This is a genomic window from Brachybacterium halotolerans (genome assembly GCF_016623465.1).
GTDB classification, from domain to species: domain Bacteria; phylum Actinomycetota; class Actinomycetes; order Actinomycetales; family Dermabacteraceae; genus Brachybacterium; species Brachybacterium halotolerans.
Map to the genome: position 1 here is coordinate 101,733 of NZ_JAEDAJ010000008.1, position 13,434 is coordinate 115,166.

Annotated in this window: 10 protein-coding genes and 1 pseudogene; 7 read left to right on the plus strand and 4 right to left on the minus strand. The window is 71.4% G+C overall.

Features of this window, described 5'->3' with window-relative positions:
- Positions 1 to 103: 103 nt before the first annotated feature.
- Entirely contained in the window at positions 104 to 2,305 is a 2,202-nt protein-coding gene (locus I8D64_RS13100) for a S9 family peptidase (RefSeq protein WP_200503230.1), read from the minus strand.
- A 45-nt stretch (positions 2,306 to 2,350) separates the two neighbouring features.
- Between I8D64_RS13100 and I8D64_RS17445 the strand changes: the two are divergent.
- The 4 genes and pseudogenes from I8D64_RS17445 to I8D64_RS13115 form a co-directional block, all read left to right on the plus strand.
- Positions 2,351 to 2,953: pseudogene (locus I8D64_RS17445) on the plus strand (NYN domain-containing protein); the annotation flags it as partial.
- 396 nt (positions 2,954 to 3,349) lie between these two features.
- Positions 3,350 to 3,589, plus strand: coding sequence for an OST-HTH/LOTUS domain-containing protein (locus I8D64_RS17450; RefSeq protein ID WP_228359634.1), 240 nt, complete (start codon positions 3,350 to 3,352; stop codon positions 3,587 to 3,589).
- 333 nt (positions 3,590 to 3,922) lie between these two features.
- Positions 3,923 to 4,744 carry an SRPBCC domain-containing protein gene (locus I8D64_RS13110; RefSeq protein WP_200503231.1) on the plus strand — a complete coding sequence of 274 codons (822 nt, stop codon included), beginning with the start codon at positions 3,923 to 3,925 and terminating at the stop codon, positions 4,742 to 4,744.
- 199 nt (positions 4,745 to 4,943) lie between these two features.
- Positions 4,944 to 5,429 carry an SRPBCC family protein gene (locus I8D64_RS13115; RefSeq protein WP_200503232.1) on the plus strand — a complete coding sequence of 162 codons (486 nt, stop codon included), beginning with the start codon at positions 4,944 to 4,946 and terminating at the stop codon, positions 5,427 to 5,429.
- Between the two features lie 124 nt (positions 5,430 to 5,553).
- Here I8D64_RS13115 and I8D64_RS13120 read toward each other — a convergent pair whose 3' ends face one another.
- Positions 5,554 to 6,537 carry a PhzF family phenazine biosynthesis protein gene (locus tag I8D64_RS13120; protein WP_200503233.1) on the minus strand — a complete coding sequence of 328 codons (984 nt, stop codon included), beginning with the start codon at positions 6,535 to 6,537 and terminating at the stop codon, positions 5,554 to 5,556.
- A 43-nt stretch (positions 6,538 to 6,580) separates the two neighbouring features.
- Positions 6,581 to 8,020 (minus strand): MFS transporter, encoded by a 1,440-nt coding sequence (locus I8D64_RS13125; RefSeq protein ID WP_343068581.1) that lies wholly within the window; start codon positions 8,018 to 8,020, stop codon positions 6,581 to 6,583.
- 203 nt (positions 8,021 to 8,223) lie between these two features.
- Here I8D64_RS13125 and I8D64_RS13130 point away from each other — a divergent pair, with 203 nt between their 5' ends.
- From I8D64_RS13130 to nhaA, 3 genes are all read left to right on the plus strand, one after another.
- Complete coding sequence (locus I8D64_RS13130; RefSeq protein WP_200503234.1) at positions 8,224 to 9,516, plus strand: M20/M25/M40 family metallo-hydrolase; 1,293 nt, start codon at positions 8,224 to 8,226, stop codon at positions 9,514 to 9,516.
- A 162-nt stretch (positions 9,517 to 9,678) separates the two neighbouring features.
- Positions 9,679 to 11,184, plus strand: coding sequence for a sodium:proton antiporter (locus I8D64_RS13135; protein WP_200503235.1), 1,506 nt, complete (start codon positions 9,679 to 9,681; stop codon positions 11,182 to 11,184).
- A gap of 36 nt (positions 11,185 to 11,220) precedes the next feature.
- Positions 11,221 to 12,594: a Na+/H+ antiporter NhaA gene (gene nhaA / locus I8D64_RS13140; protein ID WP_200503236.1), complete on the plus strand. Its 1,374-nt coding sequence runs from the start codon at positions 11,221 to 11,223 to the stop codon at positions 12,592 to 12,594.
- Here nhaA and I8D64_RS13145 read toward each other — a convergent pair.
- A complete protein-coding gene (locus I8D64_RS13145; protein ID WP_200503237.1) occupies positions 12,582 to 13,379 on the minus strand; it encodes an SDR family NAD(P)-dependent oxidoreductase in 798 nt (265 codons plus the stop codon). The genes nhaA and I8D64_RS13145 overlap by 13 nt on opposite strands.
- Positions 13,380 to 13,434: the final 55 nt, after the last annotated feature.

Genomic DNA, 13,434 nt, shown 5'->3' on the forward strand with positions numbered 1-13,434 from the left:
GATCTTTCCTGGACCTCGGGTCGACGACGGCGGCACGTCGCCGTCGGCCGGGCGGGCGGGGATCGGGAGGGCCGGCGGTGTGGGACACCGTCGGCCCGCCCTCTCAGCGTGTCACGAGTTCGAGCACGGGGACGCCGGGCGGGGTGAAGCCGAAGACCTGTCCGTAGAAGGACAGCGAGGACTCGGTCGCGCGGATGATGCTCTCGGCCTTGCGGAAGCCGTGCTGCTCGCCGTGGAACAGCAGGTAGGCGTGCGGAATGCCCTTGGCGGCGAGCGCGTCGCGGAACATCTCGGACTGGCTGGGCGGGACGATGCGGTCCTCGTCACCCTGCAGCAGCAGCACGGGGCACTCGAGCTCGTCGACGTGGCTGAGCGGGGCCCGCTCCGCGTAGAGGTCCTTCCGCTCGGGGTAGGGGCCGACGAGCCCGTCGATGTAGCGGGACTCGAAGTCGTGGGTGTCGCGGATGAAGTTCTCGAGCTCGGCGACCCCGAAGCTCGAGACGCCCGCGGAGAACGTGCTGGTGCGGGTCAGGCATGCGAGCGTGGTCCAACCGCCCGCGCTGCCGCCCTCGATGCCGAGGCGGCGGCCGTCGGCCAGTCCGGAGGCGACCAGGTGGTCCATGACGGCGACGGTGTCGGCGACGTCGACCACGCCCCACTGGCCCTTCAGGCGGTCGCGGTAGGCGCGCCCGTAGCCGGTGGAGCCGCCGTAGTTGACCTCGACAACGCCGATCCCCCGCGAGGTGTAGTAGGCGACCGGGAGGCTGAGCACGGGAGGCACGACCGACGTGGGTCCGCCGTGCACGCGGGCGATGACGGGCGGGAGCTCGTCGGCCGGGCCCTCGATGCCGCTCTGGCGCGGAGCGAACCAGATCGCGTGGACGGTGCCGCCGTCGGGCAGCGGCACCTCGATCTCCTCTGCGCTCGGGAGGACGTCGGGGTCGGGGGCGTCGTCCCGCGAGGAGCGCACCTGGCGGAGGGCGCCCATGTGCGGGGCCGCGAACCCGCCCTCGATGCGGGTGAGATAGATGGCGGAGAAGCGGGCCGGGGAGGCGCCGAGCAGGACGAGGCCGCCGTCCTCGCACACGTCCATCCCGGCGATCGAGGTGAGCGGCAGGTCGAGGTCGACGACCTCCCCGCTGGAGATCGTGAGCACTCCCAGGGTCTCGCCGGCGTGCCTGTGGGCGACGAGCGCGTGATCGGCGTCGAGCACGGCGTACCACGTGGTGCCGAGCCCCCACATGGCGCCGCCGAACTCCTGCCGCGCGAAGGGCGAGTCCGCGGGGAGCACGGCGCGGCTCCCGTCGGCCGCGGACCACACGCGCGGGTTCCACCAGCCGGACTCGTCGGAGACGAACATCAGGCGCTCGTCGTCGAGCCACTCGGGCTGCAGCACGGAGATCTCCCGGTCCCCCTCGGCCGCGCCGCCGGGCCCGCCGGAACCGTCAGGGCCGACGGGCCCGCCGGGCCCACCGGGTCCGCCGGCGACGATCTCGCCGGTCCCGGCGCTGCCGCCGATGAGCGGGGCGACATGCAGGAGCGTCCCGTCCCAGGGCATGCGCGGGTGCTCCCAGCTGATCCAGGCGACGAGCGTGCCGTCGGGGCTGAGGCGTGGGTAGGCGACGAAGCGGGAGGCGGGGGTGACGCGGCGGATCGCGCCCGGGTCCTCGGCGGCCGAGCCGTCCAGCGGGACCGCGGCGACGAAGCGCTCGATGTGCGGGGCGCCGTCGGGATCCGCGCGGGGCCCCTCGACCCCGCCGGTGTGGTCCTCGCAGATCCACCAGATCTCGCGGGAGCCGTCGGCGAGGGTCACCGGGGTGGGGCAGGCCCAGCGCAGCGAGGGCCCGTGGGCGGACTCGACCTCGGGGCCGACGGGGGTCAGGGGACGCGGCTCGCTGCCCTCGGTGAACGCATAGACCCGCTGGTCATCGAAGTTCACGAAGAGCACGAGGGGGTCGCGGAGGACGGCGGGGTCCTCGTCGACGAGGGCGTCCGGGATGGCGGCCCACGACCCTCCGCCGTACTCGTGCACGCGGGAGCGCGCGTTGAAGGGCGCGGGCAGCACGGTGACCGTCCCGGCGTCCTCGGGGACCGGCACGGGAGAGCGCCCACCCGCGCCGGTGGGCGTGGCGACGGCATCGGCGGTGCGCACGATCGCCTGCCGCCCTCCCTCGGCGGCGATGCCCTCGACCCACCACAGCTGCTCGCCGACGAACACCGGGCCGCCCAGACGCGCTCCCCCGGTGGCGAGCTGCTGGGCGGTGATGGGCGAGGGCCAGGTGCCGTACGGGAGCGTCGTCGTCATGGGGCCAGAGTATGACGGGCGGCGCGGAGCGGGCAGACTGGACCCATGGCAGACTCCACCGACCCCCGCGTCGCCGTCTACCTGGACTTCGACAACATCGTCATGTCCTGGTACGACCGCGTGCACGGGCGCCACTCCTTCAGCCGCGACCGCCAGAAGATCGCCGCCGACCCCACCGACCCCGAGGTCGCCGAGCGCCTCGCCGAGGCCACGGTCGACGTGGGCGCACTCATCGACCACGCCGCATCCTTCGGCTCCATCATGCTGACCAGGGCGTATGCCGACTGGTCGGCGCCCGTGAACGCCGAGTACCGCTCGCAGCTGGTCGCGCGCGCCGTGGACCTCGTGCAGCTGTTCCCGGCCGCCGCCTACGCGAAGAACGGCGCGGACATCCGCCTGGCCGTCGACACCGTCGAGGACTGCTTCCGGATCCCCGACCTCACGCACGTCGTGATCGTCGCCGGGGACAGCGACTACGTCCCGCTCGCCCAGCGCTGCAAGCGCCTGGGCACCTACGTCGCCGCGGTGGGCGTGGCCGGCTCGACCGCGAAGTCCCTGGCCGCGGCCTGCGACCAGTTCGACTCCTACGAGACGCTGCCCGGCATCGAGCTGCCCGAGAAGCCGGCGAAGTCCCGCTCCGCGCGCGGCGGCTCCGGCACGAAGAAGGGCCGGGGCGGGGTCGACGGCGGGAACGGATCGGACGGAACGAACGGCGCGGGCGGGTCGAGCGGGTCCGACGGGTCCGACGGGTCCGACGCTCCCGGTGCCGGGTCCACCGGCGCCGAGACGCCCGACGGCTCCGGTTCCGCTGCCAAGGGGTCGAAGGGCGCCAAGGGCTCCGCCGGGAACGGCGGCAAGGGCGGCAAGCACAAGGGCTCCGAGCGCGGGGGCGATGCTGCTGACGGCGCGGACCAGGTCGAAGCTGCCTCCTCCGATGCGGACCTCGTTGCTCTCGATGCGGATCTGGACATCGACGACTCCGACGACATCAGCCCCGAGGAGGCGCAGGCGGCGGCGAGCAGGCTGCTGGGCCGCGCCCTCCAACTGGGCGAGCGGGACGACACCGAGTGGCTGCACAGCTCGCTCGTGAAGACCTACATGCGCCGCATGGACCCCTCGTTCAGCGAGAAGCTGCTGGGCTTCCGCTCGTTCTCCGACTTCCTCAAGGCCAACGACGACATCGCCGAGCTCGAGGAGACCGGGCACGAGCGCCTGGTGCGCGCGATCGAGCCGCCGGTGAAGCAGACGGCCAAGCGCTCGGGCAGGCGCCGCCGCACCAGCTGAGCGGCCCCGTCGGCCGACGCGATCGGCGGGCGAGGTCGGCGCACGTGATCGGCGCACGCGATCGGCCGGCGAGAGGTGAGTTGTTGCTCTTATAGAGCCCGAATAGCAGCAACAACTCACCTCTCGGTGCTCGGTCCGTCGGCCGTCAGTCGTCGGTCGTCGGTCGTCGGTCGTCGAGATCGGCCGGCTCTCGGCGTTGCGGCTCTCCTTCGCCGTCCGGTTCCTCGGCTCCACCTCGCCCCCGGACCCTCGGCTCTCCCCTTGACTCCTGACCCCGGCAAGCGCATGCTCGACATGTGCGGATTTCCGCACATGTCTTGGCGGAGGTCCCCGATGGCCGATCCCGATGCCCGTGCACGGCACACGTCGGTCTGGGACGCCCTCGCCCATCCCGCACGGCGCCGGATCGTCGAGATCCTGCGGGGCGCTCCCGCGCCCACCGGGCGGATCCACGAGACCCTCGAGGACGAGGGCCTCTCGACCAGCCGCTTCGCGACCCTGCGCCATCTGGAGCAGATGCGCGAGGCGGATCTCGTGCTCGCGACCCGCAGCGGCCGTGAACGCATCAACGCCCTGAACGGCTCCGCCCTCTACGAAGCGACGATCGGCTGGCTCGCTCCGCCGGATCGCTCTCTCGCCACCTCCCTGCACCGACTGCGACTCAGCGCCGAGGAGAACGCCATGTCCGAGGTACGCCACCTCTCCGTCCACCAGTCGATCCTGATCAGCGCCCCGCGCGAGCGGATCTGGTCCCTGCTCACGCGGGACACCCGCTCGTGGTGGCGCCCGCCGTTCGCACTGCTCGGCGACGCCGACGAGGTCGAGCTCGTGATCCCCGAGCGCGCCGGCGGGTCGGTGATCGAGCGCTCCGGGCCAGGTCCCGAGCGGACCGCAGCATGGGGCATGCTCGTGCGGCGCGAGGAGGGCACCCTCCTGGAGTGGACGAGCGTCGTGTGCGGTGCCCCAGGGGCGAGCGGCACCGTGCGCATCACCCTCGAACCCACTGAGGAGGCCGCTGCGCGCCTGACCGTGACCCAGGACGCCGTGGGAGCCCTGCCGGATGGCATCGACGCCGACATCGAGCTGGGCTGGTCGAACAAGCTCACCACGATCTCGGGCCTTCTCGCGGGGCCCGACGGGCAGGATGCCGGCTGAGCGGGCTCCGCGCCTCTCGACACCGCCCGCACTCCTCCACCGGTGGCCACACGCCCCTCACCGCTCACCGCTCACCGCTCACCGCTCACCGCTCACCGCTCACCGCTCACCGCTCACCGCTCACCGCTCACCGCTCACCGCTCACCGCTCACCGCTCACCGGACGGATCGTCCCGCATCGCATCACCCAGGAGAACGCCATGTCACTCACGACCATGCACGTCACCCAGTCCATCGTGATCGCCGCGTCCCGGGAGGCCGTGTGGCGCGCCTTCCGCGAGCACCCCTCTCAGTGGTGGGGCGCGCCCTACACCCTGCTCGATCAGCCCGGGTCCGCGATCGAGATGCCCGTCGAGGTCGGTGCGCCGATCGTCGAGCACTCCGGATCCCACCGCGCCGCATGGGGCATCCTCACCGAGATCGACCACGAGCGCACCTACGCCTGGACGGGGAACATGGGGATGGGCGGTCCCAGCTGGGGCACCGTCTCCTACGTCTTCGCCGACGAGGGCGAGGGCACGCGCGTCACCGTCGACCACGTGCAGATGGGCGAGATCCCCGATGGCGTCGCCGCCGGCTACGACGCGGGCTGGCTGGACCTGAACGAGCGGCTGCGGCTGTTCGTCGAGGAGGGCGAGGCGTACGGGCTCGCGGGCACCAACACGGCTCCGCCGTCGATCGGCTGACCCGACGCGAAGCGTCCTGACCCGGCCGATCAGCGCAGTTCGGGCCCGGCCCGGAATGCAGATCCGTCCTCGCCGAATAGGTGCTGCCGGCCCACCGGGTCCACCGGGCCCACGGAACCGGGCCTCAGACGAGGATCTCGCCCTGGATGCCGGTCCTCACCGTCCCGCCGATCCAGATCGTCCCCTCGGCGTCGACGTCGACGAGCACGCGGCCGTGGCGTCCCAGCCGGGTGCCCTGCCGGACCGTCCACGGCGGGGCGAACCGTCCCCGCTCGAGCATCCACTGCGCGATGCCGGCGTTGAGGCTGCCGGTCACGGGGTCCTCGTAGCCGGGCGTGCCGGAGACGGGATCGGGCGCGACGAAGCCGCGGACCTCGTAGGCGGGCCCGTCGGCGCCCGTGGTCGGGGCGTCCGCTGTCGCCCCGACAGCACCGAGCGCGCCGATCTTGCGCCCCGGGATCACCGCGAGATCGGGCTCGAGGTCGAGCACGTCCTGCGCCGAAGCGAGCTCGAGCACGCACCAGCCGGCGCCGTTGTCGACCCAGGCGTGATCGAGGACGTCCGCGGGGTCGATGCCGAGCGCCGCGGCGGCGTCCGCGAGGTGGTCGGCGTCCATCGGTCCGCTGCGCACGAGGGGCGGGGCGGCGAAGGCGAGGTCGTCGCCGTCCACCCGCACCTCGACGAGTCCCGCACGGCATTCCTGCACGAGGATGCGCTCGTCGGCCGAGCCCGTCGCCTCCCCGCCGTCCGCCTGAGCAGCGAGCCAGGCGAAGGCGCTGCCGAGGGTCGGGTGGCCGGCGAAGTCGAGCTCGGTCGAGGGGGTGAAGATGCGGACGCGGTAGTCGGCGCCGGGTCGGGTGGGGGCGAGCAGGAACGATGTCTCGGAGAGGTTCGTCCAGGACGCGATGCGCTGCATCTGCTCATCGCTCAGACCGTCGGCATCGACGACGACGGCGAGGGGATTGCCGGCGAACGCATCCGCCCCGAACACGTCGACCTGTCGGAAGCGCCGGGTGCTCGGCGTCCTCCTGGTCTCGGTGCTCGGGGCGGATGCGGATGCTGCGGCGTCGGCCGCACGGGCGCTGGAGGCCGCGGAGGGCGAGGTCATGGCTCGATCCTGTCAGACCTGCCGTGCCTCGGTCCGCTCGCGGTCAGCGGCCGCAGTCGTCGAGGGCCTGGGTCTCGGCGGTGATCGCCTCGACGCCGTAGTCCTCGCGCTGGGATTCGGGGACGTCGGTGCCCACCAGCGAGGCGCCCGCGGTCTCCTTGAGGAAGAACAGGGCGACGATGCCGAAGAGGCAGCCGAACATGACGTACACGGCCGGGAACTCGAGGAACCCGGTCGCGCTCACCACGGCCTCGTTGATCGGCGCGGCGGTGCCGCCGAAGACCGACGTGAAGACGTTGTACGTCACCGCGAAGCCCGCGAAGCGCACGTGGGCCGGGAACATCGCGGGGAACGTCGCGGAGATCGTCGAGAGCTGCGGGATGTACAGCAGGCCCAGCACCGCGAAGGCGATGATCGCCCACACGAAGCCCTGGCCCATGAGGTAGTACATCGGAAGGGCCATGACGAACAGGCCGATCATCGATGTCCACCACATCTTCTTGCGGCCGATGACGTCGGAGAGACCGCCGCAGAACGGCAGCAGCGCCATCATGATGACCTCGCCGATGAGGATCGTCGCCAGCGATTGGTTCGCCGACATGTTGATCTTGGTCTCGAGGTAGCCCGGCATGTACGTGAGCAGGGTGTAGTTCGCGATGTTCAGCGGGATCACGAGGCCCGCCATCGTGAGGATCGGCTTCCAGTAGTCGCGGATCAGGCTGACGAACCCGTGGACGGCGGACTGCTGCGCCTCGCCCTCGTGCTCGAGGTCCTGGAAGACCGGGGTCTCGTCCAGGCGCGACCGCAGGTACAGGCCGATCAGACCCATCGGCAGCGCGAGGAAGAACGGCAGGCGCCAGCCCCACGAGGCCATGGCGTCCTCGGAGAGGATGAGCTGCAGGATCAGCACCACGATGGTGCCGAGCGCGAAGCCGCCGAGCGTGCCGAACTCGAGGAAGCTGCCGTAGCGGCCGCGACGCTTGTCCGGCGCGTACTCGGCCATGAACGTGGCCGCGCCGCCGTACTCGCCGCCCGTCGAGAAGCCCTGCACGATGCGCAGCACCGCGAGCAGGATCGGCGCGAGGATGCCCACCTGCTCGTAGGTGGGGAGCACGCCGATGAGGGTCGTGGCCAGGGACATGATGATGATCGTGAGGGCGAGGACGTGCTTCCTGCCCAGACGGTCGCCGAGCGGCCCCCAGATGAAGCCGCCGAAGGGGCGGGCGATGAAGGAGATCGCGAGGAACGCGTAGGTCCAGAACTGGGCCGCGGAGCCCTCGGGGAAGAAGTGCGAGGCGATGTAGGTGGCGACCACGGCGTAGACGCCGTAGTCGTACCACTCGGTGGCGTTGCCCATCGCCGAGGCCGCGACCGCTTCCTTGATGGTCTTGCGAGGCGGGAGATCCGCGAACGGGGTCCCTCCCGTCGTCGTCGTGGGAGGTTCGTCCGGGTGCTTGAACGGGGCTGCGGATGACGTGTTCACGTTTCTCCGATCGACGATGACGCACGGGACTCGCCCCCGCACTCGGATTCGGCCGACGCCTCAGCGTATGTGGCCTACCAGACACATGCCAGAATGCACAGCTTCTTACGATTGTGTTCACCGGACATTGCGGGCGGACACGCCCGGACTCATCCGGTCATCGGGCCCCGCGCCGCCCGGGCCATCGCCCGTACAGTGGGCCCATGACCTCGTCTTCCGCTGTTCCGACCCCTGATCCGACCCTGCCGTCGACCGCTCGCGAGTTCGTCGAGGCCCTCCTCGCGCTCGACACCACCTCGGACACCGGCAACCTGCCCGCGATCGAGCTCATGGAGCGGGCGCTGCGGGAGGCCGGCGCCGAGGTGCACGTGCTGCCCAGGGGCGACGGGAGGAACGCGAACCTCGTGGCGACCTTCCCTGCGAACGAGGAGGGCGATCCCAGCGCCGACGATCCCAGCGCCGACGCTCTCTTCGTCGACCCCGAGGACCCGACGCGCCGCGGCGTCCTGCTCGCCGGGCACGCGGACTGCGTGCCGGTGACGGGCCAGGACTGGGCATCGGACCCCTTCACGCCCACCGAGCGCGACGGACGGCTCTACGGCCGCGGCACCGCGGACATGAAGTCCTACCTCGCGATCGCGACGGCGCTCGCCCCCGAGTTCGCGGCCGCCCGGCGCACCGTGCCCGTGCACATCGCGGCGACCTGGGAGGAGGAGACCACCTGCAACGGCGCCCGCGCGCTCGTCACCCAGCTCGAGGAGCTCGGGATCCGGCCCGCGGTCGCCTTCGTGGGCGAGCCGACGTCCATGCGGGCCGTGCCCGCCCACAAGTCGATGAACGTGCTGCATGCCGATTTCCACGGCGTCGCCGCACACTCGAGCCTGCTCCCCCACGGCCTGAACGCGATCCGCTACGCCGCGCGATTCGTGGACTGGTTCCACCGCGAGATCATCGACGACCTGCGCGAGAACGGCCCGCACGATCCCGCCTTCCCCGTCGCCTGGACCACGGGCGGCGTGAACCTCTTCGACGGCGGCATCGCCACCAACACCGTCCCCCAGGACGTCCATCTGAAGTTCGAGTTCCGCGCCCTCCCGCAGGTCGACGTCGAGCCGATCGTCGCCCGCATCCAGGAGGAGATCGACCGCCTCGATCAGCAGATGAAGGCCGACGCCCCCGCTGATCCCTCGGACCCCGCCGCCGCCCAGCGGGTCGGCGCGCAGCTCGACGTCGTCTCCCTGCTCTACGGACTCGACGGCTCGGCCGACGGCCCGGCGGCCCGCGCGGCCGTGGCCCTCGGCGCCGAGCGCACGGAGAAGAAGGTCACCTACGGCACCGAGGCGGGCATCTACGAGCACGCGGGCATGGCCGCCGTGGTCGTGGGGCCCGGCGACATCGCCCAGGCCCATGGCACCGACGAGTTCGTGGAGATCACCCAGCTCGAGTGGTGCGAGCGGTTCCTGCGGAACGTCGCGGGGGCGCTCGCGGCCTCCTGAGCACCGGCGCGGCTCGCCCGCATCCGCGCCTTCCCATCTCCCGGACGCCTCTCCGGGGCCTCGAGCCCCGTGGCACCATGGACTGCGGTGAGCCGGGAAGTCTGGTCGGCATCGGGGCATAGAGTGCCCTGATCCCCGACCCCGTCCTGCCCTGGAGGCCCGATGACATTCCCGGCCTGGACGATCGCCCCGTTCGTGCTGATGCTCGCGGCGATCGCGATCGCACCGCTCGTCCCCTCGCTCTCGAAGCTCTGGGACCGCCCGCGCAACCAGCTGATCTACGCCCTCCTGCTGGGCCTGCCCGTCGCGATCGGCGTGATCGCCGTGGGCGAGTGGCACCTGGTCGTCGACGCGCTCGTGGAGTACGGGCAGTTCATCGCGCTCCTCCTCGCCCTGTTCATCGTCTCCGGCGGCTTCTTCCTGCGCGGCGACATCGCGGCGACGCCGCGCGTGAACACGATCTTCCTCGCGATCGGCGGGGTGCTCGCGAGCTTCATCGGCACCACGGGCGCCGCCATGCTGCTGATCCGCCCGCTGCTGAACACGAACCTCGAACGTCGGCACAAGGCGCACACCGTCGTCTTCGCGATCTTCATCGTCGCCAACTGCGGCGGCCTGCTCACCCCGCTCGGCGACCCGCCGCTGTTCCTGGGGATGCTGCGCGGCGTGCCGTTCACCTGGACCTTCCACCTGCTGCCGATGTGGCTGTTCGTCAACGCCCTGCTGCTGCTGACGTACTGGGCACTGGACCGCCGGATCATCGCGCACGAGGCGAAGGAGGACGTCTACGCGGACACCGTGAACGTGATCCCGCTGAAGCTCGTGGGCGCGAGCAACGCCATCTGGTTCGCGATCATCATCCTCGCGGTCGCGCTCATCCCCTCGCTGGATCCCGACGCGATCGTCGAGGGCGATGCGACGTGGACCCAGTACGTGCCCTGGCGGGAGATCGTCATGATCGGCGCGGCCCTGTGCTCGCTGTTCCTGGGCAGCCGCAGCATCCGCTACGACGAGAACGAGTTCGAGTTCGGGCCCATCCAAGAGGTCGCGGCGCTCTTCGTCGGCATCTTCCTCACCATGATCCCGGCGCTCGCTGTGCTGCGCTCCGCCGCCCCGTCGCTCCCTCTGAACGAGATCACGCTGTTCGTGTTCACGGGCGGTCTGAGCTCCGTCCTGGACAACGCCCCCACCTACGCGACCTTCTTCGAGATGGCCTCGCAGCTGCCGGGCGAGCCGCGCGTGGCCGACGTCCCCGAGCTGTACCTGATGGCGATCTCGCTGGGCGCCGTGCTCTGCGGAGCGATGACCTACATCGGCAACGGCCCGAACTTCATGGTGAAGTCGCTCGCCGAGACCTCGGGCGTGAAGATGCCCAGCTTCGGCGGCTACGTGCAGCGCGCCGTCATGTACCTCGCGCCCACGCTGATCGCGATGATGCTGCTGTTCATCGCCCAGCCCCTGTGGCTGAAGGCCATCGGGCTCGCCCTCACCCTGCTGCTGCTGGGCCGCATCGTCATGCTGTTCGTGACGACCGACGGCGAGGTCGGCGCGGCGCTCGCGCATCTCGACCCCGACGTGCGCGGCACGCGCCCCGCCGTGCCGCCCGTCGGCCGCAGCCGGAAGCCCGCAGGGGCCTTCGACTCCCCGCCCCGGCCCGATGAGCCCTGAGACCCCGGCACCCCCACACCCGAGGAGAGCCGCATCATGACCAGTCGACGACGCACCGAGCACGAGTCCCGACGACGCCGAAGGATCCTCGAGCGCGGCACCTACCGCGAGCACCTGCGCATCGAGCGGATCCTCACGCAGGAGACCACCGGCGGATTCGTGCTTCTGGGGGCGACCGTGCTCGCCCTCGTGCTCGCGAACTCTCCGCTCGCCCCCGCGTACTTCGGGGTGCGCGATGCGCATCTGGGCTTCGACGTGGGCAGCTTCCACCTGAACCTCAGCATCGGGCACTGGGCGGCCGACGGACTGCTCGCGATCTTCTTCTTCCTCGCGGGCCTCGAGCTCAAGATGGAGTTCACGGTGGGCGACCTGCGCTCACCGGGGAAGGCGCTGGTGCCCGTCGTCGCCGCGGCCGGCGGCGTCGCCGTGCCCGCCGTCATCTTCACGGTCATCAACGTCTTCGGTCCGCCGGGGGCGCTCACGGGCTGGGCGATCCCCGCCGCGACGGACATCGCCTTCGCCCTCGCCGTGCTCGCCCTGCTGGGCTCGCACCTGCCCAGCGCCGTGCGCACCTTCCTGCTGACCCTCGCGATCGTCGACGACCTCATCGCGATCCTCATCATCGCGATCTTCTACTCGAGCGACCTGCACCTGCTCTACCTGGTGCTCGCGATCGTGCCGATCGCCGCGTACCGTCTGCTGGCCACGCGCGCCGAGTCCCTGTTCCGGATCTCCTACGGCGCGGCATGGTTCCTGCTGCTGCCGCTCGGGGCGATCACCTGGGCGCTGTTCCTGAACTCGGGCGTGCACGCGACGATCGCCGGCGTGGTCCTCGCCTTCATGGTGCCGGTGCGCTCGCGCACCCGCCTGGGCGCGCAGTACTCGCTGGCCGAGACCTTCGAGCACCGCTTCCGGCCGCTGAGCAGCGGGATCGCCGTGCCCGTGTTCGCGTTCTTCAGCGCGGGCGTGGCCGTGGGCGGCGCCAGCGGACTCCTCGAGGCCTGGGAGTCGAGCGTCGCGATCGGCGTGGTCGTGGGGCTCGTGTGCGGCAAGATCCTCGGCATCGTCGGCTCGACGTTCCTGGTCACGCGTCTGCAGCGCGCGAACCTCGATCCCGATGTGCGCTGGATGGACCTCGTGGGCATGGCCGCCCTCGCGGGCATCGGCTTCACCGTCTCGCTGCTCGTCTCGGAGCTCAGCTTCGAGGCGTCCGACCCCATGCACGACCACGCGAAGGTCGGAGTGCTCACCGCCTCGGTGCTCGCCGCCGTGGTGGGCGCGGTGATCCTGCTGCCCCGGGACCGGCACTACAAACAGGTCGCCGAGCGCGAGGCGGCCGACGCGGACGCCGACGGGGTCCCCGACGTGTTCGGTGGGGATGCGGAGGAGCCCTCGGATCAGCGCCCGTAGGCGCGGGCCGGGATCTGGGTGGCGAGCTTGCCGCCGGAGACGTCCAGCAGCGTGCCGGTGATGTAGCCCGCGGCGTCGCTCGCGAGGAAGATCAGCAGGTTCGCGACGTCGTCCGGCCTCTCCCAGCGCCGCAGCGAGAGCGTGTCCAGGAGGCGGTCCTGGGCGTCCTGGGGCATCTCGGCGAAGCCGTTCATCGCGGTGGGGACCATGCCCGGCGCATAGGCGTTCACCGTGATGTCCCACGGACCGAGCTCGGACGCGAGCACCCGCGTGAACTGGACGACCGCCGCCTTCGAGGCCGCGTAGGCGGCGCTGCCGACGCTCGGCACGATGGCCGCGAACGACGCCGCGTTGAGGATCCGCCCGCGGCCGGCCTCCTGCATGACCGGGGCGACGGCCCGGCTCATGAGGAACACGCCGCCCATGTTCACGTCGAAGCACGCGCGCCAGCGCTCCCACTCGAGGTCGGCGACGGACCCCTCGACGTTGATGCCCGCGTTGTTCACGAGCACGTCGATCGTGCCATGGCGCTCGACGATCTCCGAGACCGCGGCGGAGACCGACTCCGGGTCGGCCACGTTGCAGGTGACACGGGTGATCGCAGGGGCCGACGGGGCGCTCGGCGGAGCCGGATCCGCGGCACCGTCGGATGCGTCCTCGGGGAAGGCGAGGTCCAGGGCGACCACGCGCGCGCCCTCCGCGGCGAAGCGCCCGGCGATCACCGCGCCGATGCCGCGTGCGGCGCCCGTGACGACCACGACGCGGTCCTTGAGATCCAGCTCCATCGCTCGCTCCTCCTCGGTGGTGCGCGTCGAGTCCCCGGTGCTGAGCGCCGACGCC

Excerpts from the sequence above, each read along its gene's own strand:
- nhaA (WP_200503236.1), top strand. The coding sequence starts at position 11,221 with ATGACCAGTCGACGACGCACCGAGCACGAGTCCCGACGACGCCGAAGG.
- I8D64_RS13145 (WP_200503237.1), bottom strand. The coding sequence starts at position 13,379 with ATGGAGCTGGATCTCAAGGACCGCGTCGTGGTCGTCACGGGCGCCGCA.
- I8D64_RS13115 (WP_200503232.1), top strand. The coding sequence starts at position 4,944 with ATGTCACTCACGACCATGCACGTCACCCAGTCCATCGTGATCGCCGCG.
- I8D64_RS13100 (WP_200503230.1), bottom strand. The coding sequence starts at position 2,305 with ATGACGACGACGCTCCCGTACGGCACCTGGCCCTCGCCCATCACCGCC.
- I8D64_RS13135 (WP_200503235.1), top strand. The coding sequence starts at position 9,679 with ATGACATTCCCGGCCTGGACGATCGCCCCGTTCGTGCTGATGCTCGCG.
- I8D64_RS13110 (WP_200503231.1), top strand. The coding sequence starts at position 3,923 with ATGGCCGATCCCGATGCCCGTGCACGGCACACGTCGGTCTGGGACGCC.
- I8D64_RS13130 (WP_200503234.1), top strand. The coding sequence starts at position 8,224 with ATGACCTCGTCTTCCGCTGTTCCGACCCCTGATCCGACCCTGCCGTCG.
- I8D64_RS13120 (WP_200503233.1), bottom strand. The coding sequence starts at position 6,537 with ATGACCTCGCCCTCCGCGGCCTCCAGCGCCCGTGCGGCCGACGCCGCA.